Annotated in this window: 18 protein-coding genes; 10 read left to right on the top strand and 8 right to left on the bottom strand. The window is 71.9% G+C overall.

From position 1 onward, the window contains the following. The first annotated feature begins 18 nt into the window (after positions 1 to 18). The 3 genes from E0F75_RS04180 (at position 19) to E0F75_RS04170 (ending at position 2353) form a co-directional block, all read left to right on the top strand. Positions 19 to 1113 (top strand): chemotaxis protein, encoded by a 1095-nt coding sequence (locus E0F75_RS04180; RefSeq protein ID WP_187621097.1) that lies wholly within the window; start codon positions 19 to 21, stop codon positions 1111 to 1113. A 65-nt stretch (positions 1114 to 1178) separates the two neighbouring features. Beyond that, positions 1179 to 1820, top strand: coding sequence for an FxLYD domain-containing protein (locus E0F75_RS04175; protein WP_187621096.1), 642 nt, complete (start codon positions 1179 to 1181; stop codon positions 1818 to 1820). 29 nt (positions 1821 to 1849) lie between these two features. Further along, positions 1850 to 2353, top strand: a complete 504-nt coding sequence (locus E0F75_RS04170; RefSeq protein ID WP_187621095.1) for a DUF1269 domain-containing protein — start codon at positions 1850 to 1852, stop codon at positions 2351 to 2353. 64 nt (positions 2354 to 2417) lie between these two features. Here the strand turns inward: E0F75_RS04170 and E0F75_RS04165 are convergent, their stop codons facing one another. Genes E0F75_RS04165 through E0F75_RS40665 form a run of 3 tightly spaced genes read right to left on the bottom strand, consistent with a single transcriptional unit; the run spans position 2418 to position 5431 of the window. Further along, positions 2418 to 3680 carry an arginine deiminase gene (locus tag E0F75_RS04165; protein ID WP_187621094.1) on the bottom strand — a complete coding sequence of 421 codons (1263 nt, stop codon included), beginning with the start codon at positions 3678 to 3680 and terminating at the stop codon, positions 2418 to 2420. A 59-nt stretch (positions 3681 to 3739) separates the two neighbouring features. After that, the gene (locus E0F75_RS04160; protein ID WP_187621093.1) at positions 3740 to 5200 is read right to left on the bottom strand and encodes a basic amino acid/polyamine antiporter; all 1461 of its coding nucleotides are present in this window, start codon (positions 5198 to 5200) and stop codon (positions 3740 to 3742) included. 3 nt (positions 5201 to 5203) lie between these two features. Then, positions 5204 to 5431 carry a Na+/H+ antiporter NhaC family protein gene (locus E0F75_RS40665; protein ID WP_374115374.1) on the bottom strand — a complete coding sequence of 76 codons (228 nt, stop codon included), beginning with the start codon at positions 5429 to 5431 and terminating at the stop codon, positions 5204 to 5206. A gap of 447 nt (positions 5432 to 5878) precedes the next feature. Here E0F75_RS40665 and E0F75_RS04155 point away from each other — a divergent pair, with 447 nt between their 5' ends. The 3 genes from E0F75_RS04155 (at position 5879) to E0F75_RS04145 (ending at position 9744) form a co-directional block, all read left to right on the top strand. Next, the gene (locus tag E0F75_RS04155) at positions 5879 to 7288 is read left to right on the top strand and encodes a family 2B encapsulin nanocompartment shell protein (RefSeq protein ID WP_187621092.1); all 1410 of its coding nucleotides are present in this window, start codon (positions 5879 to 5881) and stop codon (positions 7286 to 7288) included. Between the two features lie 180 nt (positions 7289 to 7468). Continuing rightward, on the top strand, positions 7469 to 8845 hold the full coding sequence (locus tag E0F75_RS04150; RefSeq protein ID WP_229312492.1) for a family 2 encapsulin nanocompartment cargo protein terpene cyclase: 1377 nt from the start codon (positions 7469 to 7471) through the stop codon (positions 8843 to 8845). A 14-nt stretch (positions 8846 to 8859) separates the two neighbouring features. Further along, entirely contained in the window at positions 8860 to 9744 is an 885-nt protein-coding gene (locus E0F75_RS04145) for a geranyl diphosphate 2-C-methyltransferase (protein WP_187621091.1), read from the top strand. Between the two features lie 73 nt (positions 9745 to 9817). Here the strand turns inward: E0F75_RS04145 and E0F75_RS04140 are convergent, their stop codons facing one another. Then, the gene (locus tag E0F75_RS04140; protein WP_187621090.1) at positions 9818 to 10726 is read right to left on the bottom strand and encodes an adenosine kinase; all 909 of its coding nucleotides are present in this window, start codon (positions 10724 to 10726) and stop codon (positions 9818 to 9820) included. A gap of 248 nt (positions 10727 to 10974) precedes the next feature. On the opposite strand from E0F75_RS04140, the gene E0F75_RS04135 reads away from it, so the two are divergent. The 3 genes from E0F75_RS04135 to E0F75_RS04125 all read left to right on the top strand — a co-directional run bounded on the left by E0F75_RS04135 (position 10975) and on the right by E0F75_RS04125 (position 14550). Next, positions 10975 to 12114, top strand: coding sequence for a S1 family peptidase (locus E0F75_RS04135; RefSeq protein ID WP_187621089.1), 1140 nt, complete (start codon positions 10975 to 10977; stop codon positions 12112 to 12114). A 124-nt stretch (positions 12115 to 12238) separates the two neighbouring features. Next, entirely contained in the window at positions 12239 to 13327 is a 1089-nt protein-coding gene (locus E0F75_RS04130) for a chitinase (protein ID WP_187621088.1), read from the top strand. Positions 13328 to 13686: 359 nt separating this feature from the next. Next, positions 13687 to 14550, top strand: a complete 864-nt coding sequence (locus tag E0F75_RS04125) for a DUF1684 domain-containing protein (RefSeq protein ID WP_187621087.1) — start codon at positions 13687 to 13689, stop codon at positions 14548 to 14550. On the opposite strand, the gene E0F75_RS04120 is transcribed toward E0F75_RS04125, so the two are convergent. Next, positions 14540 to 15847: an amidohydrolase gene (locus E0F75_RS04120; RefSeq protein ID WP_187621086.1), complete on the bottom strand. Its 1308-nt coding sequence runs from the start codon at positions 15845 to 15847 to the stop codon at positions 14540 to 14542. The two genes, E0F75_RS04125 and E0F75_RS04120, sit on opposite strands and share 11 nt — an antisense overlap. A gap of 155 nt (positions 15848 to 16002) precedes the next feature. Between E0F75_RS04120 and E0F75_RS04115 the strand changes: the two genes are divergently transcribed. Further along, positions 16003 to 16173, top strand: coding sequence for a thiazolylpeptide-type bacteriocin (locus E0F75_RS04115; RefSeq protein WP_030757923.1), 171 nt, complete (start codon positions 16003 to 16005; stop codon positions 16171 to 16173). A 97-nt stretch (positions 16174 to 16270) separates the two neighbouring features. On the opposite strand, the gene E0F75_RS04110 is transcribed toward E0F75_RS04115, so the two are convergent. From E0F75_RS04110 to E0F75_RS04100, 3 genes are read right to left on the bottom strand one after another with little or no spacing between them, the layout of a single operon-like run. Next, positions 16271 to 18241, bottom strand: coding sequence for a TOMM precursor leader peptide-binding protein (locus E0F75_RS04110; protein WP_229312491.1), 1971 nt, complete (start codon positions 18239 to 18241; stop codon positions 16271 to 16273). Beyond that, on the bottom strand, positions 18238 to 18993 hold the full coding sequence (locus E0F75_RS04105) for an ABC transporter permease (RefSeq protein ID WP_187621084.1): 756 nt from the start codon (positions 18991 to 18993) through the stop codon (positions 18238 to 18240). Before E0F75_RS04105 ends, E0F75_RS04110 begins: the two co-directional genes overlap by 4 nt. A gap of 2 nt (positions 18994 to 18995) precedes the next feature. Then, a complete protein-coding gene (locus E0F75_RS04100; protein ID WP_374115366.1) occupies positions 18996 to 19967 on the bottom strand; it encodes an ABC transporter ATP-binding protein in 972 nt (323 codons plus the stop codon). Positions 19968 to 20002 lie beyond the last annotated feature (35 nt).

The following is a 20002-nucleotide window of genomic DNA, read 5'->3' as shown; positions in this document are numbered from 1 at the left end:
CGTCAGGAAGGCTTCCTCATGGACCCCGCGCTCAGCAGCGACGTACTCGCGAAGCTGCGACAGCCCCGCCCGTACCCCGCCCTGTCCCTCGTGATGCCCACCCACCGCCGTGAGCCGGACAACACCCAGGACCCCGTACGGCTCCGCAACCTCGTGGCCGCGGCGGAGAAGGCGATCCAGGACGACCCGGCGGTGACCCGCGAACGGCGTGCCGACGTCGTGGACCAGCTGAGCCGTGCGGTGGCCGAGGCCGACCTCGCGCATGCCGAGGACGGCCTGGTCATCTTCGTGGCCCCGGGGGAGCACTACGTGTGGAAGGTGGCCCGCTCGGTTCCCGAGCGCGTCGTCATCGCCGACACCTTCCTCACCCGGAACCTCGTCGCCGCCCAGGCCGCCGAGCAGCCCTCCTGGGCGCTCGCGGTCTCGGCCGACCGCGTCTCGCTGTGGAGCGGCAGCCCCGAGCGGGTCACCGAGCACACCGGGGACGGCTTCCCGCTCACCCGCAGCCTCGAAGACCCGGACGCGGAGCGCAAGGAGCGCATCGGCGACCTGCCCAGCACCTTCCAGGACGAGGCCACCCGCCAGTTCCTGCGCGAGGCGCACACGGCCCTGCGCGCGGTCCTCGCCTCGGCGCCGCGCCCGCTGTACGTGATCGGTGAACCCGCCGCCCTCGCGCTCCTCGAGGACACCGGACCGCTCCAGCCGGGCGCGACACCCGTCCACCACGGAGGGCTCGCGAAGGGTCCGGCCACCGCGGTCCAGGAGGCCGTCGAGCCCGCCCGCATCGCCCGCGAGAACGCCGCGGCGACCACCGTCCTGGCCGAGCTCGACGCCGCGCGGGGACGCCGCGAGTTCGCCGGCGGCATCGACGAGGTGTGGCAGGCCGTGAAGGAGGGCCGGATCCGGCTGCTCGCCGTCGAGGACCACTACCGGACCGTCGTACGCGACGAGGGCGGCCATCTGGAACCCGCCGAGCCCTCCGAGCCCGGGTCACGGGACGACATGGTCGACGAGATCGTCGAGCGGGCCCTCGACACCGGCGCCGAGGTCCAGTTCGTCCGCGACGACACCCTGCTCGACATGGGCCGCATCGCCGGCGTCCTGCGCTACTGACGACGAACCCACCGAGACCGCACACCGACCGTACGACGAACGCTCACGAGAAGAGGACGCATCCTGTGAACCCCACATCGGCGCGCGCGAGACGGGCGGTCCGCGCACGGGCGGTGAGCGCGGCCGCGGCCGTCGTCGTCACGGCCCTCGGCGCGGCCGGCCTCGTGTCCTGCGACACCGGGAACGACGACACCGGCGGCCCCGCCTTCAGCGAACGCCCCACGGCCCCCGACACGGCCGGCTTCTCGGGCGAACTGCCCTCCTCCGTCGCCTCGTCGGGCGCGGCGGCGGTCGAATCCGCCCGCGCGTCCGCCTCCTCGGCGGCGGCCTCGGCCTCCGCACGGGAGGCCGAGCGCAAGGCGTCCATCGGCGCGGAGATCGAGCGCAGGCGCCAGGAGGCCGAGGACGAGCTGAAGGACGTGAAGGCCCCGGGCAACGCGCTGAACGAGGTCGCGATGACCGGCAAGCCCCGTGCGGACACCGGCGGCGTACTGACGGTCGTCCTGAACATCACCAACACGACGGACGAGGAAGCCTCCTACGCCGTGCAGGTCGACTTCCTCGACCCCTCGGGCAAGGTCGTCGAGACGCAGTTCGTCGGCGTGGAGGATCTCGAACCGGGCGAACGCCAACAGCCGTTGGTGATCAGCCGGCAGCCCCCCGAGCCGGTGCTGACCCCGAGGCTCACCAAGGCACAGCGGTACTGACGCCAGGACTGACACAGGAGGAGAGCCGTATGTCCGAACTCATCGTCCTCGGCTACGACGATCGCGCCGTCGCGAACAGGGTCTTCGCGGAGGTGCAGAAGCTCGGGGACAGCCACGCGATCGAACTGACCGGACTCGCCGTCGTCTCGGTGGACGCGGACGGCAAGACCCATGTGGACACCCCGGCGAGGAGGAAGGGGGAGGCCGCCCTCTCGGCCACCGCCGGCGCCCTCTGGGGCATGGTCTTCGGCATGATCATCCTCACGCCGGGGATCGGCGTGGTGGGCGCCGCCGTCGGCGGACTCATCGGCAAGCTGAACCAGATGGGCGTCGACAACAAGTTCCGCGACAAGGTCCAGTCGCTGCTGACGCCCGGTTCGTCCGCCGTCGTGGTCATGGCGTCGGCGGTCGCCGAGGACAAGTTCGCCGCGGCCGTGGAGCAGTTCGGCGGAACCGTGCTCAAGACCTCGCTGTCGGAGGAGAGCGAGCGGGAGCTCGCCGAGCAGCTGGCGGGCCCCGACTCGACCGGCTGACCTGCCCGTGACGCGCCGAACCGGCCATCCCTTCCACGGGGGTGGCCGGTTCGTTCGCGCGTGGTCAGAACTCGACGGCGTCCCGGATCAGCGGGCACGTCATGCAGTGGCCGCCGCCGCGCCCCCGGCCGAGTTCGGCGCCCACGATGGTGATGACCTCGACGCCCGCCTTGCGCAGCAGCGTGTTGGTCTGGGTGTTGCGGTCGTACGTGAAGACGACGCCGGGTTCGAGGGCGACGGCGTTGTTGCCGCTGTCCCACTGCTGCCGCTCGGAGGCGTACACGTCGCCGCCGGTCTCGATGACCTGGAGCTTCGGCAGACCGAGGCCCTTGGCGACCACGTCCACGAACGGGGTGCCGCCCTCGTCGGTGATGTCCACGCCGGGCGCCTTGTCGCCGGGCCGCAGCGTGAAGGTGTGGACCGAGTCCATGATCTTCGGGTAGAGCGTGACGATGTCCCGGTCGGCGAAGGTGAAGACGGTGTCCAGGTGCATCGCGGCGCGCAGTTTCGGCATGCCCGCGACGATGACCCGGTCGGCCGCGCCTCTCTCGAACAGCGAGGCGGCGACCTGGGTGATGGCCTGCCGGGAGGTGCGTTCGCTCATGCCCATGAGGACCACGCCGTTGCCGACGGGCATGATGTCGCCGCCCTCGAAGGTGGCCTGTCCCCAGTCCTGCTCGGGGTCGCCCCACCAGACGGTGGCGTCCTTGTAGTCGGGGTGGAAGGTGTAGATCGCCTTCATGAGCAGGGTCTCGCCGTGCCGCGCCGGCCAGTACAGCGGGTTGAGGGTCACGCCGCCGTACAGCCAGCAGGTGGTGTCGCGGGTGTAGAGCGTGTTCGGCAGCGGCGGCATCAGGTACTCGCGTACCCCGGTGGCCTCGCGGGCCAGGGAGACGTATCCGGAACGGAACGCGTCGGGCAGGTCGGCCGTCGACAGGCCGCCGATCAGGTACTCGGCCAGATCACGGGACGCGACGGAGTCCAGGAAGGCGCGGGTGTCGTCGATGAGGCCCAGGCCGACCTCGTTGGCGATGATCTTCCGGTCGAGGAGCCAGGCGCGCGCCTCGGGGATCGCCATCGTCTCGGTGAGCAGATGGTGCAGCTCCACGACCTCGACGCCCCGCTGGGTCAGCTTGTTGACGAAGTCGGCGTGGTCGCGCTGGGCGTTCTCCACCCACATCACGTCGTCGAACAGCAGGTCGTCCGAGTTGGTCGGGGTCAGCCGGCGGTGGGCGAGCCCCGGGGAGCAGACAAGGACCTTGCGGAGCCGTCCGACCTCGGAGTACACGCCGAGCGCGGGCTTGGCGGAAGCGTCGTTGCTGGTCATGCGGGGCCTTTCGGGTACGGGGTGACGAGGGGACCGGGTCGGAGGACGACGCGGCGGGCTCAGAGGCTGATCCAGCCGGCCGCGAGGGCCACGACGCCCATGACGGCGCCGGCGATCGAGACGACGAGGATCACCAGCTCGCGCGGGGAGAAGAGCTGTCTGCCCTGCTCGCGCCGGGCCTTGACGAACAGGAAGGTCGCGGGCGCGTAGATGATGAAGGAGACCAGGACGAACTTGAGCCCGGCCGCGAACAGCAGGAACGCCGTGTACACCGTGGCGAGGGCGGCCATGACCAGCTCGGCCCGGGTGCTCCGGCCCGCCACCTTCTCCCGCTCGGGTCTCACCGCGATCTTCACCGCGAACGCGGCGGCGAGCAGGAACGGGATCAGGCTGAGCGCGCTGGTCAGGTCGAGGGCGAAGTTGAAGGCGTCGTCGGAGAACGCCGTGACGACGAGGACGACCTGGCTGAGGGCCGTGGTCATCAGCAGGGCGGGCACGGGCACGTCGTCGCCGCTGGAGCGCCCCAGGAAGCGCGGCATGTCCTCGTCCTTGGCCGCCACGAAGAGCACCTCGGCGGCCATCAGGGTCCAGGCGAGATAGGCGCCGAGGACGGAGATGATGAGGCCGACGCTGACGAAGACCTTGCCCCAGGTGCCGACGGCCGCCTCCAGGACCCCCGCCATGGAGGGCTGCCGCAGCTCGGCGATCTCGCTCATCGGCATGATGCCGTACGACACGATGGTCACCGAGGCGAAGACGGCGAAGACGCTGAGGAAGCCGAGGATCGTCGCCCGGCCCACGTCCTCGCGGCGCTTGGCGTGCCGGGAGTAGACGCTGGCGCCCTCGACCCCGAGGAAGACGAAGACGGTGGCGAGCATGGTGCCGCGGACCTGGTTGAAGAGCGAGCCGGCGTAGTCGGCGCCACCCCAGTTGTCGGCGAAGACGGACGCGTCGAAGAAGAAGAGGGCCAGGATGACGAAGACGATGATGGGCACGACCTTGGCCGCCGTCACGATCCGGTTGATCGCGGCGGCCTCCTTCACCCCGCGCCGGATGAGCAGGAAGAACGCCCACAGCCCGGCCGAGGACAGGATGATCGCGAGGGCGGTGTCGCCGTCGCCGAGCGCCGGCCAGATCGCGCCGATCGTCGACATGATGAGTACCCAGTACGTCACGTTGCCGACGCAGGCGCTCGCCCAGTAGCCGAACGCCGAGAAGAAGCCCAGGTACTCGCCGAAACCGGCCTTCGCGTACGCGTAGACACCGGCGTCCAGGTCCGGGCGGCGCACCGCGAGCGCCTGGAAGACGAAGGCGAGCATCAGCATGCCGAAGCCGGCGATCGCCCAGGCGATCAGTGCGCCCGCGACACCCGTCTCCTGCGCGAACCGCCGGGGCAGCGAGAAGACGCCGGCGCCGACCATGGAGCCGACGACCATCGCGGTCAGGGTGACGAGCGTCAGTTTGGCCGCCGGAGGGGACCCGGCGGCGGTGGCGTCTGTTCCGGTATCAGCGTTCGACATGACCTACCTCGCGTAGTCGAAGATCGCGGAGGGGGCGTACGACAGGGTGTGGACGCCGAGGGCGGCGCTCACGAACGCCCCGCAGGATTTCCACGGCACGAGGGCCGGGGTGACCGTGCCGCTGTCCGCGGCCGGCCGGGAGAGGTCGGTCGGGGCGGGCCCCCGCTTCTCTCCGTTCGTCTTCGGCGGGTTCGCCGGCCTGCATGCCCACCCCTTGGAGCGACGAGAGATGACTGGAAGTCGAATCTAGCCGGAGAGGACTGGTTTGTCTCAAGAGAGATCGATTTGCGCCCGTTGTGAACGGGTGCACGGAAGTCTCCGTCGGGGACGGGCCGAACGTTGACGCGATTCTCGAACGGGAAGTGGACGGAACGGCGGTTCGAGCCATGGGCTCTCGGCCACATGGCCCGAATGTCGCAGATCACCGGGTTAAACCTCGAAAAGAGCAAGATCCCCGTTTCGAGGTAATGCCCTCGAACCGATGAGGTGTACGGGGGTCACCGGCCGTTACTGTTCCCCGGGATCTGGACGGATTCCCAGAGCTTCATCCTTCTTTCTCCCCTTTCACCGCTTTTCCCTGTCTTCACCGGCTTCACTGCGTTCTCGATTTCCTCCTCCCTCACTGACCGGGGCACCCGTGTGCCGGTCACCACCCCCCTGCGAAGGAGAGCCCGCCCCATGACCGTTGACACGAGCCCGGAAGCACAGCAGGACACCCCGAAGCAGTCCAGCCTCAGTACCGCCGCTGCCCGGAACCTCGCCACCACGACCAAGTCCGCCCCGCAGATGCAGGAGATCAGCTCCCGCTGGCTGCTGCGGATGCTCCCCTGGGTCGAGACCAAGGGCGGTGCCTACCGGGTCAACCGCCGGCTGAGCTACACCGTCGGGGACGGGCGCATCGAGTTCGTCCAGGACGGGGCGCACGTCCGGGTGATCCCCCGTGAGCTGGGCGAACTCGCCCTGCTGCGCGGCTTCGAGGACGAGGAGGTGCTGAACGCGCTGGCCGGCCGGTGCGTCCAGCGCGACTTCGGTGCCGGCGAGGTCCTGGTCACGCGCGGCACCCCCGCCGAGGAGATCCACCTCGTCGCCCACGGACGCATCAACCAGACCTCCCTCGGCAAGTACGACGACGAGGTGGCCGTCGCGGTGCTCGCCGACGGCGACCGCTTCGGCGAGAACGCCCTGCTGGACGCCGACGCCCGATGGGACTACACCGCCACCGCCGAGACCGCCGGCACGCTGCTCACCCTCTCCCGCGCCGAGTTCGCCGCGGTACTCGCCTCGTCGTCGGCCCTCCAGGCCCACATCGAGGAGTTCAGCTCACTCCCGCTGCAGCGCCAGAACAAGCACGGTGAGGCCGAGATCGCGATGTCGGCCGGTCACACCGGCGAGGTCGCGCTGCCGGGCGCCTTCGTCGACTACGAGCTCAAGCCGCGCGAGTACGAACTCTCCGTCGCCCAAACCGTCCTGCGGGTCCACACCAGGGTCGCCGACCTCTACAACGGGCCGATGAACCAGACCGAGGAGCAGCTCAGGCTCACCATCGAGGCGCTGCGCGAGCGCCAGGAGCACGAGCTGATCAACAACCGGGAGTTCGGCCTCCTCCACAACGCCGACTTCAAGCAGCGGATCCAGACCCACTCCGGCCCGCCCACCCCGGACGACCTCGACGAGCTCCTCTGTCGCCGCCGCGGCACCAAGCTCTTCCTCGCCCACCCCCGGGCGATCGCCGCGATCGGCCGCGAGTGGAACGCCCGCGGCCTCAACCCGGGCACCGTGGACCTCGACGGTCAGCAGGTCCTGAGCTGGCGCGGAGTCCCGCTGCTGCCCTGCAACAAGATCCCGATCACCAAGGAGAACACCAGCTCGATCCTGGCCATGCGCCTCGGCGAGGACAACCAGGGCGTCATCGGCCTCCGCCAGACCGGACTTCCGGAGGAGTACGAGCCCGGCCTCTCGGTGCGCTTCATGGGCATCAGCGAGCAGGCGATCATGTCGTACCTCGTCACCACGTACTACTCCGCCGCCATCCTCGTGCCGAACGCGCTGGGCGTGCTGGAGAACGTGGAGATCGCCCGCAGGCACTAGGGCCTGTCCCACGGATCATGGCCGGGGCCGCGGCCTATCCGACCCTGATCCGCCGGACACCCCCTGGGGCCTGTCCCGCGGCCGCCACGACGGCCGCGACGGGTCCGGATCGTCCCGGGCCGGCCGGCCGACCGTGCCCGGGACCCCGGACAGCCCATCACCCTCACCAAGGAGTCACGGATGCCCGAACCCGGGCCTTCCCCTCTGCAGTCGAGCCTGCCCACCGCCGCCGCCCACTTCGGGATCCATGTCCTCGGACGGGCGGCCGCTCCCACCGAAACGGCCGGGGCAGCCGCTCTCACGGCCGTGGCCGCCGCCGCGACCGGTGCCGGCACCGCGCCCGTGGTCGCTTCCGCGCCCGGCACCGCGCCCGTGGTCGCCGACGCGTCCGTCGTCGCTCCAGCCGTGGTGGCCGCTCCCGCGTCGCCGGCCGGCGCCGCCGTGACCGCGCCGCCGGTACCCGCGCCGGGGTTCGCCCTGCCCGGGCCCACCGGCCTCGGCACGGCAGCACTGTCGCTGGCCCGGCGCGCGGCGGTCCCCGAGCTGCCGGAACCCCCGGCGCCCGCGGCACCGGTGGAGGGCCGGCCGATCCCGGGCCTCTACTTCCACCCCGTACCCGAACCCGACTCCGTACGGGTGGACGAGGTCAGCCGCAGGATCAAGGCCTGGGCGCTCGACGAGGTGCAGCTCTACCCCGAGGACTGGGAGGGCGAGTTCGACGGATTCTCCGTCGGGCGCTACATGGTCGCCTGCCACCCCGACGCCCCGACCGTCGAGCACCTGATGCTCGCCACGCGCCTGATGGTCGCCGAGAACGCCGTCGACGACTGCTACTGCGAGGACCACGGCGGCTCGCCCATCGGCCTCGGCGGACGGCTCCTCCTCGCGCACACCGCGCTGGACCCGCTCCACACGACGACCGAGTACCAGCCGCTGTGGGCGGAGTCGCTCCACGCGGACGCCCCGCGGCGCGCCTACCGCTCCGCCATGGAGTACTTCGTCAACCAGTCGACCCCCTCGCAGGCCGACCGGTTCCGGCACGACATGGCCCGGCTGCACATGGGCTACCTCGCCGAGGCCGCCTGGGCCGAGACGGACCACATGCCGGAGGTGTGGGAGTACCTGGCGATGCGCCAGTTCAACAACTTCCGCCCCTGCCCCACCATCACCGACACCGTCGGCGGCTACGAACTCCCCGCGGACCTGCACGCCCAGCCGGCCATGCAGCGCGTCCTCGCGCTCGCCGGGAACGCGACCACCATCGTGAACGACCTGTACTCGTACATGAAGGAACTCGACAGCCCCGGCAACCACCTGAACCTGCCCGTGGTGATCGCCGACCGCGAAGGCGTCTCCGACCGCGAGGGCTATCTGAAGGCCGTCGAGGTCCACAACGACCTGATGCGCGACTTCGAGGCCGAGGCCGCCGCCCTCGCCGCGGCCTGCCCCGTCCCGGCCGTCCAGCGCTTCCTGCGGGGCGTGGCCGTGTGGGTCGACGGCAACCACTACTGGCACCAGACCAACACCTATCGCTACAGCCTGCCCGATTTCTGGTAAGAAATGGATTATCTGTGACCAGCACCGAGTACACCACCGTCACCGGCACCTCCGCGTTCGTCCCGTCCCCGGCGACGCCGTACCAGGGTGACATCGCCCGTTACTGGAACGACGAGGCCAGGCCCGTCAACCTGCGCCTGGGCGACGTCGACGGGCTCTACCACCACCACTACGGCATCGGCGCCGTCGACCACGCCGCCCTCGGGGACAGCGAGGACAGCGAGTACGAGAAGAAGCTGATCACCGAACTGCACCGGCTGGAGTCCGCGCAGGCCGAGGTCCTCCTCGACAACCTCGGCGCCATCGGGCGTGACGACACGCTCGTGGACGCCGGCTGTGGCCGCGGCGGTTCGAGCGTCATGGCCCACCAGCGCTTCGGCTGCAAGGTCGAGGGCGTCACCCTCTCCTCCACGCAGGCCGATTTCGGCAACAAGCGCGCGAAGGAGCTCGGCATCGACGACCACGTCCATGCCCAGGTCTGCAACATGCTGGACACCCCGTTCGAGAAGGGCAGCATCGCCGCCTCGTGGAACAACGAGTCGAGCATGTACGTCGACCTCGACGACCTCTTCGCCGAGCACTCCCGCTTCCTCGAGGTCGGCGGCCGCTACGTGACCATCACCGGCTGCTGGAACCCGCGGTACGGCCAGCCCTCGAAGTGGGTCTCCCAGATCAACGCGCACTTCGAGTGCAACATCCACTCCCGCCGCGAGTACCTGCGCGCGATGGCCGACAACCGTCTCGTGCCGCAGGCCGTCATCGACCTGACGCCGGACACCCTGCCCTACTGGGAGCTGCGCGCCACGTCGTCCCTGGTCACCGGCATCGAGGAGGCGTTCATCAACTCCTACAGGGACGGCTCGTTCCAGTACGTCCTGATCGCTGCCGACCGGGTCTGAGCCGGCTGATCCGGTGGGTACCGAAGGGCCCGGTCCGTCGCGCGACGGACCGGGCCCTTCCGGGCGTTCCCGCTCAGCCCCGCGCCGCGGCGACCTCGTCGAGCAGCCGCGCGCGGTCGATGGCGTCGCTGCCGGTGGCCGGCACGGTGCACGCGTAGGCGCCCGCCACCGCGCCGTAGAGCGCGCACCGGTCGAGGTCCTCGCCGGTCAGGCGGCCGAAGAGGAAGCCGGCGGCGAAGGCGTCGCCCGCGCCGTTGGAGTCGACCACCGGCTCGCGGGGCGTGACGGCGGGTACGTGGACCAGCCCGGCGGCGGTCAACAGGGAGGCGCCCTCGGCCCCGGCGGTGGCGATCACGACCTCCGCCCGGCCCCGCTCCAGGATGCGGCGCATGGTCCGCTCCCTGTCCGTGAGGGCCGCGGCCGAGACGAAGACGATGTCCGCGCCGTAGGCGAAGGGCTCGTGATACGGGTTCTCGCCGTCCCAGTCGTGCAGATCCGTGGAGAGGGTGAGGCCCGCCTCGCGCAGCAGCGGAAGGGCGAACGCGCAGGGGTACGTGATCGAGACATGGGCGTGCCGGCTCGCCGAGGCCAGGGGGCGGAGCAGCTCATCGGGCAGCCGGTCGGACTCCCGGGAGCGGCTGTCGTCGTAGAGCGAGAGCCGGCGGCCGTCGGGGCCGACGAGGTTGACGGCCCGCTTCGTCCCGCCGGGCAGGGGCACCTCGGTGAACCCGATGCCCCGGTCGCGGTGGAAGGCCCGGACGAGGTCGCCCGAGGGGTCGTCGCCGATCAGGTCGATGTGGTGCGTCCGCAGGCCCAGTGAGCTCAGGCCGAGGGCCACGAAGTCGCCGGTCTGCCCGGCGCGGGTCTCGATTCCCGGCCGGATCATGTAGCTGTCGGCGTACGGGAGGGGGAGCTCGGGCACGTACACGATCGTGTCGACGCCCGACCCGCCCAGGACGAGGACGTCGTACCGACTGCTCATCACAGTTCCTCTCGTGCGCGTGGGGCGGCTCAACTGCCCGTGATCACAGGCGAGTCAAGCAGTCCGTGACGCCGGTCGGCAAGATCTTGCAGGCGGTTGCGGGAAGAGATTGCGGCGATTCGGCCCCCATCACCCTCCGGCTCGAATGGCCGATCGTGGTCTGGACCTGACAAGTGGACTGTCGATACGGTGACGTGCGCGCTCGCCTGAGAGCGCTCTCAGTGTCTGCCCCCCACTAGGAGGCTCCTGTGAAACGTACGTCCGCCCTGCGCGCCGCCGCCGCGGCCCTGCTGCTCACCGTCGGACTCGGCGCCGCCCAGGCGATGCCCGCGAGCGCCGTCCCCACTACCACGCCCACCTCCTCGGCGGGACTCCTCGACGCCATGCGCCAGGACCTCGGGCTCACCGCGCGGCAGGCCGAGGAACGGCTGGCGGCCGAACGCACCGCGGCCCGCGTCGAGTCCGAGGCCAGGAAGGCCGCCGGTGGCTCGTACGGCGGCTCCTGGTTCGACGCGGGCTCCGGACGGCTCGTGGTCGCCCTCACCGACCGCGACGAGGAGGCCGAGGTCAAGGCGCTGGGTGCCGACACCCGGATAGTCCGGCACAGCGCCGGCGCGCTCGACCGGGCCAAGGCGCGGCTCGACGCCCGCTCCGCCCCGAGCGGTGTCGCCGGCTGGCACGTCGACCCCCGCTCCAACAGCGTCGTCGTCACCGTCGTCCGCGCCGACCGGAACGCCCCCGCCGTACGGGCCTTCGTCGAGCGGGCCCGCGGGGCCGGGCCCGTGACCGTCGCCGAAACGGCGACCGCGCCCCGTACGTACGCCGCCGGAACCGTCGGCGGCGACCCGTACTACACCGGCAACGTCCGCTGTTCCATCGGCTTCTCCGTGCACGGCGGCTTCGTCACCGCCGGGCACTGCGGCGGGGCCGGAGCGGCGGTGCGGGGCTGGGACGGATCCGCGATGGGTACCTTCCAGGGCTCCTCGTTCCCCGGGAACGACTACGCGTACGTGAGCATCCACAGCGGCTGGTGGACGGTGCCCGTGGTGCTCGGCTGGGGCGCGATACCGGACCGGCTCGTCAAGGGCTCGGCCGAGGCGCCGGTCGGCGCGTCGATCTGCCGCTCCGGCTCCACGACCAAGTGGCACTGTGGCAGCGTCCTGGCCAAGAACGAGACCGTGAACTACAGCCAGGGCGCGGTGCACCAGATGACGAAGACCAGTGTGTGCGCGGAGGGCGGTGACTCCGGAGGTGCGTTCATCAGCGGCGACCAGGCCCAGGGCGTCACGTCCGGCGGCTGGGGCAACTGCTCGACCGGCGGAGAGACCTGGTTCCAGCCCGTGAACGAGATCCTCAGCCGCTACGGCCTCACGCTGCACACGGCCTGACGGGCTGACGGGGACCGGCAACACCCGTGCCCGCGAGGGTGGTTGACGAATGGTCTGGACCAACCTACGGTCTGCTGGAGCGCGCGCCACACCTAGGACCACCCCCACGTCCCCAGGAGCACGCATGCCAGCGCCCCGGATCGCTCGTCTCCTCGGAGCAGGTCTCGCCACCCTGCTCGCAGCCGCCGCCCTCGCGGCCCCCGCCGCCGTGGCCGCCCCGTCCGCCGCCGTGGTCTCGCCGTCCGCCGCGGCGGCCGACACCTGCGCCCTCAAGCAGAAGCCCGCGGGCAAGGTGCTCCAGGGCTACTGGGAGAACTGGGACGGCGCGGCCAACGGCGTCCACCCGCCCTTCGGCTGGGCGCCCATCGACGACCCGCGCTTCGCCGCCCACGGCTACAACGTCATCAACGCCGCCTTCCCCGTGATCCGTTCGGACGGAACGGTGCTGTGGGCGGACGGCATGGACAGCACCGTCCGGGTCTCCACCCCGGCGCAGATGTGCAACGCCAAGGCGGCGGGGGCGACGCTCCTCATGTCCATCGGCGGAGCCGCCGCGGGGATCGACCTCAACTCCCGTGCCGTCGCCGACCGGTTCATCGCGACCATCGTGCCCATCCTGAAGACGTACAACTTCGACGGGATCGACATCGACATCGAGACCGGTCTCGTCGGCAGCGGCAGCATCGGCACCCTGTCGGCGTCGCAGGCCAACCTGGTGCACATCATCGACGGCGTCCTCGCCCGCATGCCCGCCGGGTTCGGACTGACGATGGCGCCGGAGACCGCGTACGTCACCGGTGGCAGCGTCGCCTACGGCTCGATCTGGGGCGCGTACCTGCCCATCGTCAAGAAGTACGCCGACAACGGGCGCCTGTGGTGGCTCAACATGCAGTACTACAACGGCAGCATGTACGGATGCTCGGGCGACTCCTACTCGGCGGGCACCGTCGCCGGGTTCGTCGCGCAGACCGACTGTCTGAACCGCGGCCTCGTGATCCAGGGCACCACCATCCGGGTGCCGTACGACAAGCAGGTCCCCGGCCTCCCCGCCCAGCCGGGCGCGGGCGGTGGCCACATGTCGCCGTCGCTCGTGGCGCAGGCGTGGAACCACTACGGCGGGGCGCTCAAGGGCCTGATGACCTGGTCGGCGAACTGGGACGGGTCGAAGGGCTGGACGTTCGGCGACAAGGTGAAGGCCCTCCAGGGCCGCTAGGGGGTGTCTTGCCGATCAGGCCGGGTCCGGCCCGAGCGGTGCGTGCCGTGCTCCGGACCGGTGATCCAGAACCTGGGATCACTGGTCCGGAGCACGGCAGTTGTGCTTTGCTGGCCGTATGACCCTGCTCGTGACGCGCCGACACGTGGACTACGTGCGCGTCACGACCACGTCCTGTTCCGGCTGACCCCGAGGCCCTCGTCCCGGCAGCCGGCCGTCGCCCGCGCGACCACCGTGCCCCCGTCGCACCCCTGAGCGTCACCCTCCGACCGGCCCTTCGGGCCCCGTCGGCACGGGCGGGCGCGAGCGGCCTCGGTGCAAGCCCCGCACGCGACGCGCAGACGACATCAGGAGGACCCATGACCACCCGCAACGTCCCCGTTCCCACGCCCGAGGCCGGCGTCGACGCCGACTCCGGAGCGAAGGCCTTCACCGCCGATTGGGAGGAGTGGCACCGCGACAAGGACGCCCGGCTCGCCGCCGAACACGGCTTCCTCGCCATCACCGGCCTGCACTGGCTCACCGACGAGCCGCAGCGCGTCACCGACGCCCCCGGGCTCTGGTCGACCGGACCCGACAGCGTCACCGTCGAACTCGACGAGGGGACCGAACTCGTCGTCGACGGCACGGTCGTCCGTGGACGGTACGACTTCGGCGTCATCCCGGAGCGCGGCGGCGTCGACGCCGTCTGGGGAGACACCGTGATCGAGGTCGCCAAGCGCGGCGGCCACCACATCGTCCGGCCGAGGCGCCCCGGCCACCCGCTGCGGGTAGCGTTCGCCGGGACACCCGCGTACGCGCCCGATCCGCGCTGGGTCGTCACCGGCCGGTACGTCCCCTTCGCCGAGCCGCGACCGACCACCGTCGGCGCCTCCGTCGAGGGGCTGCGGCACGTCTACGACGCTCCGGGCAGGATCACCTTCCGGCTCGACGGCCGGGAACTGAGCCTGACCGCCTTCAACGGATACACCCCCGGCGGCTTCACGGTGCTCTTCACCGACGCGACCTCGGGCGTCACCACGTACGCGGCCAACCGCAGCCTGCGGATCGACGCGCCCGGCCCCGACGGCGACGTCGTGCTCGACTTCAACCGCGCCACCAATCTCCCCTGCGCGTACACCGACTTCGCGACCTGCCCGCTGCCGCCGGCCGAGAACCGGCTGCCCCTCGCGGTCGAGGCCGGGGAGAGGATCCCGCACGAGCGCGGCCCGGTCACCCCGTAGCCGCTCGGCCCGGCATCTCCGGCCCCGCCAGTGTGCTGAGGGCCGCCGCCGCGAGCGCGGTGACGGCCGGCGGCAGGGCCGTACGCACGTCGGGCGCGAAGAGAGGGGAGTGGTTCGGCGGGAGCCGGCCCGCCGAGGCCGCCCACTGGCGGGGGCTCGCGGTGCCGGCCATCCAGTAGACGAGGGGGACGTCCTTCTCGCCGTGGAGCGCGTCGCCCGCGCCGCCGTACAGCGGGAAGTCCTCCGAGGCCAGCGACGGCGGCCAGTCGGCGACCCGGGCGGAACCGAAGAGCCCGGTGTGGGCGGCGCGGACCGTCCGGGTCGCGGCCGGATCGCCCCACAGGGCCGGAGTGCGGGAGACGACCGTGATCTCGGGCTCGCGCGGGCAGGCGGAGGCGGCGCACTCGGCCCGGACGATGCGCTCCACCGCCGCGAGCGCCCGGTCCAGGGACGCGTCCGTGAGCGCCCGCAGGCCGATGCCCAACTCCGCCGTGTCCGGCACCACGTTCACCGCCGTGCCCGCCCGCAGGGTGCCGACGGTCAGCGTGAGCTGGTCGGCGGGCGCGCTCTCGCGGGAGACGATCGTCTGCAGCCGGGTGATCACGGCCGCCGCCGCCACCACCGGGTCCACGGCCAGGTGCGGCGTCCCCGCGTGACCCCCGCGCCCGTGCACGACGACGTCGAGCGCCGTGCTCGCCGCGGTCATCGGAGCGTGCGGGGTGCCGTGCGCGACCATGCCCGCGGGCAGCGGCGCCGCGTGCTGGGCGAGGACGACGTCCGGCCTGCCGAACCGCTCGTACAGACCGTCCTCCAGCATCGCGCGCGCACCCGTCAGGGTCTCCTCGGCCGGCTGGCCGAGGACCACGAGGGTGCCCCGCCAGTGCGCGGCCCCGCGGGCCAGGACGTCCGCCGCCCCGGCCGCGGCGGCGAGGTGGAGGTCATGGCCGCAGGCGTGCATCGCGCCGTTCCCGCTGGCGTACGGCAGCCCGGTCCGCTCCTCCAGGGGGAGGGCGTCGAGTTCGGCCCGCAGGTACACCCGGGGGCCCTCGCCGTTGCGCAGGACGCCGACCACGCCGTGGCCGCCGACGCCCCGGGTGACGTCGAGGCCCAGGGCCGTGAGCCGGTCCGCGAAGAGCCCGGCCGTGCGGCGCTCCTCGCCGGACAGCTCCGGGGTCCGGTGGACGTCCAGGTAGAGGGTGAGAGCGGGACGCAGCGCCTCGCCGGCCGAGGCGAGGACGGGGCCGAGGGGCTCGGGTGGGCTCGCCGCGGCTGGGCCGGGGGGTTGGGGCTGGTTCACGGGGCTCTCCAGAGGGAGGGAGGGGTGCCGCTGGCGTCGCGTGCCAGCGATGTGCGTGCGGGAGGCATGCCGATCGGTGAGCGGGTGGCGGTGGAATGGGAGACGTACCCACCCCCGGGCGGTCCCGTTCGGGACCGTGGTCAAGAGGAGGCGCCATGAACAAGGACCTGAGCACGCTCGCCGACGAGATCCTCGAGCTCGAGGCCGAGACGTTCGAGATCTCCGACTACTCGGACGCCAGCGAGGTCGTCCTCGCCGGTTCCACCAGCACCAGCTCGACCTCGACCTGCAGCTCCACCACCAGCACCACCTCCTGCTCGGCCTGATCCACGTCCCACCGGCCGGATCGCGGCCGGAGGCGCGCCCGGTGTCCGTTCCTCGGACACCGGGCGCCTTCCGTTGCGCCGCTGCCGGGCCCTTCGGCTACGGGAACGGGTGCGGGACCCGGCGGATCTCGGCGTCGGTCAGGTCCGTCGCCCGGTGGCCGCCCCGGCGCAGGGCCGTCCGTAGCCGGGGCAGCAGCGGCGCCCGCTGCCGGTTCCAGCCGAAGTCGATCGGCAGCAGACCCGGTACGAGGGTGCTCACCGTGCACAGCCCCATCCGCTCCTGCTCGGGGGTGGTCTGGTCGACGACGATCACGTCGTGTCCGGCCCCCGCGAGCATGTCGGTCACGGCCCGGACGTCGTCCCGGAGATCGTCCGTACGGGGCCGGCCGGACGACTCCCAGTCCCGGTAGACCTCGTCGAAGGGGCGTACCGCCAGGGGCTCCAGATAGCCCCGGGCGTGCACCGCCATCCGCGGCAGCCCGTACAGCTGCGCGTGGTCCTTCAGATGGCGGACGAGGTCGAAGTCCTCGGCCATCGCCTCCAGTTCGGACCTCCGCTCCTGCGTCTGGCGGGAGAGGTGCGGGATGTAGGTGAGCACCTCCGACAGCGCGCCCTCCACCGCGGACCGGGGGTCGAGCGAGGCCGCCGCCGCGAACGAGAGGGTGCCGGGGCCGCCGTCCCGGCGTACGGCCACCGCGGTGACCACGGGGACCGGCAGGTCGATGCGGTTGTCCAGGACGTGGACGTCGTACCCCTGGAGCGCCGCACGTTCCGCCATGGCCGCGGACGTCCGGCCGCCGACGGTGGCCAGATCGATCTCGGTGAGCCTGGCGTCGCCGTACCAGGCGTTCAGGAAGGCGTCCCGCTCGACGAGTTCCAGCAGCCCGCCGAGGACCGCCTCTTCGAGGCTGCCGCCGATGGCGCAGCCGTTGGAGCACTCGAAGACGAAGTTGTCGGCGGCGAGACCCGCGCTGTAGTACACGAGCCGGGAGGGGACGAGGACCGGACGCGCGTCGCGGAGCGACCAGCCCCACTCCCAGGGGATCGCGCGGTCCGGGTCGAACGGGTCGACCAGCGGATCGTCGCGGTAGGTGCGCGGATCGTAGAAGCCGCAGGAGGCGGGGTCGACGGCGTCGTCCCGGAGTTCGTTCCAGGATCCGGTCACGGGGGTGTGCCCGCCGCGCCGGTGGGTTCCCGCGTACCGTTCGAGGCCCTCCAGGAAGGCCAGGGTGCGACTGGTGGCGAAGGTGTTCTCCTGGCCGCTCCATGTGACGTCGTTGAGACCGGCGTAACCACGGACGAAGACGCTCCCGGCGACCGGCGCCGTCGTCGGCGAGGTGACGCTGATCCACGTGCCGCCGCCGAGTGCGCCGCAGACCGGGTTGGCGAGCGCCTCGCGCGGCAGGGGGTACGAGGACGCGGCACGCAGCCGGTACGTGCCCGGGTCCGGTTTCCGCCGCTCGGCGAAGGCCATCGGGCGGGGCCCGGCCGGGGCGGGGTCGGGGGCGCAGTCGGGGCAGAGCGGATCGGCGAGGAGCGGGTACGTGCGGACCGCGAGCGTCGTCAGGTCGATACGGGACACCTGCGGGAGCGCCCGGTCGGCGGGGTCCGACGAGGCGGGCTCGGCGCCGGGGCGGCCGTCGAGCACCGCCTGGTGGAGGGCCGCGACCGCGTCGTACACATGGTCGGTGAGCAGCGGCCACACCCCGGCCGGGCGCGGCCCGTCCGGACCGCCGGTCTCCAGCGCGTCGCGCTCGCTGCGGCTGCGCAACCGCTGCCAGCGCAGGGCGAGACAGCGGCCGCAGGCGGACGCGGTGCCGTCGCCGCCCCAGGGGCCGACGAGCACCGCGGAGGCGGTGAGGTGGACGCGGGCGGCGGCGCGCTCGGCCGCCCACGGATCCGGGGCTCCCCGGCCGCCGAGCGGTGCGCCGGCGTCCGTGACCCCGACCGGGACGACGGGCACGTCCCGTCCGAGACGCGCGGCGAGCGCGGCCCGGAGGCCGGCCCGCGCCGCGTCCAGCGGCAGGGGCGGCGCGGTCCCGCCCGTGGTGCTCCCGGCGGCGCTCACGACGACCTGGTCCAGCGGAAGGTCTTCACCGCGACCGCGCCGAAGACCAGGGCGAACACGAGCAGTCCGAGGCATCCCACCCACACGTCGGAGGAGTCGCCGCGGCCGGCGAGCGCGTGGGACACGGCGTCGTTGAGATAGCGCAGCGGCATGGCGAGCGAGACGTTCTGCAGCCAGGACGGCATCGAGTCGAGCGGGAAGAAGGACCCGGACAGGAACGCCATGGGCAGCATCAGGAAGTTGGCGACGGCCGCGACCGACTCGGGCGTGTCGGCGAAGGACCCGATGATCACCCCGAGCAGCAGGAAGGTGGTGATGCCCAGGATCAGGACCGGGATCAACAGCGGCCAGCCGGGGGCCGGTTCGAGGCCGAACACCGGCAGCATCGCGACCCCGACGAAGAGCAGCGACTGGACGGCGCCGACGACCAGCGCGATCGCGTAGCGGGAGCCGATCACGGCCGAGAGCGGCGCCGGGGACATCCGGATCAGCCGCAGGATGTCGTCGGTCCGCCACTGCATGAGGGTGAAGGCGATGCCGAACACGGCGGCGTTCGCCACACCCCAGGACAGCACGCCGGACGCGGTGTACGAGAGGTAGGACAGGCCGCTCTCCTCGACGGCCTGGCCGCGGAAGATCAGCCCGAAGACGACGAGGAAGAGAAGGGGGAAGGCGAACGTGAAGAAGAGGGTGGTCTTGTCACGGACCTGGGCCCGGTAGCCCGCCCCGGTCAGTGCGGCGTAGGCGCTCATGGTCAGGACTCCGTGGTCTCGGCGTGCGGGTGGGCGGACCGTCCGGCACCGGCGAGGCGGGCGGTCAGGTCGAGGTAGACGTCTTCCAGGCTGGCGGAGCGGGTCTGGACGCCGTCGAGTCCGACGAGCTTGTCCACGGCGGAGAGGACACGACCGGACGCGTGAGTCTCCAGGACGAGCGAGCCGCCCTCGACGCTGACCCGTTCGACGCCCTCGATCGCCGCGGCCCGTCCCTCGTCGAGACGGCCCAGGGGAAGCAGCAGACGGCTCGGAGCCCGCGAGGCGCCGACCAGGTTGTGCGGGGAGTCGGTCACGGCGATCCGGCCGTCCACCAGGATGGCGATCCGGTCGCAGAGCGCCTCCGCCTCGTCGAGGTGGTGGGTGGTGTGCACGATGGTGCGCCCCTCCGCCTTCAGGCCGCGGAGCACCTCCCACAGGGCGCGGCGCGCCTGCGGGTCGAGGGCGGCGGTCGGCTCGTCGAGGAAGATCAGCTCGGGACCGTGGACGAGCGCGGAGGCGATCGCAAGCCGCTGCCGCTGACCACCCGAGAGGTTCTCGACCTGGATGCCCCGCTGTTCGGTGAGGCCCACGGAGTCGAGGGTGGCGTCGACGGCGCTCCGGGGCGCCCCGTAGAGCGCGGCGACGGTCCGCAGATGCTCGTGGGCGGTCTGCCGGACGAAGAACGCCGAGCTCTGGGTCTGCACGCCGAGCCGGGGGAGCAGTGCGGTGTTGCGGGGCCAGGGCGACTCGCCGAAGACGGCGACCGTGCCCGCGTCGGCCCGGCGCAGTCCCTCCATGATCTCGATCAGGGTGGACTTGCCCGCACCGTTGGGGCCGAGGAGGCCGAAGAACTCGCCCCGGTGGATCTCCAGGGAGACGTCGTCCACGGCCTGGCGGTCCCCGTACCGCTTGGAGACTCCCCGGACCTGGACGGCGGCGGTCGGCGAACCGCCTGCGGCGGATGTGGTTGACATGGCCTGTACCTCACTCATGTGGTGCGTGGTTCCTT

Source organism: Streptomyces sp. CB02980, assembly GCF_014451325.2.
Lineage (GTDB): Bacteria > Actinomycetota > Actinomycetes > Streptomycetales > Streptomycetaceae > Streptomyces.
This window is presented reverse-complemented; position numbering and strand designations above follow the sequence as displayed.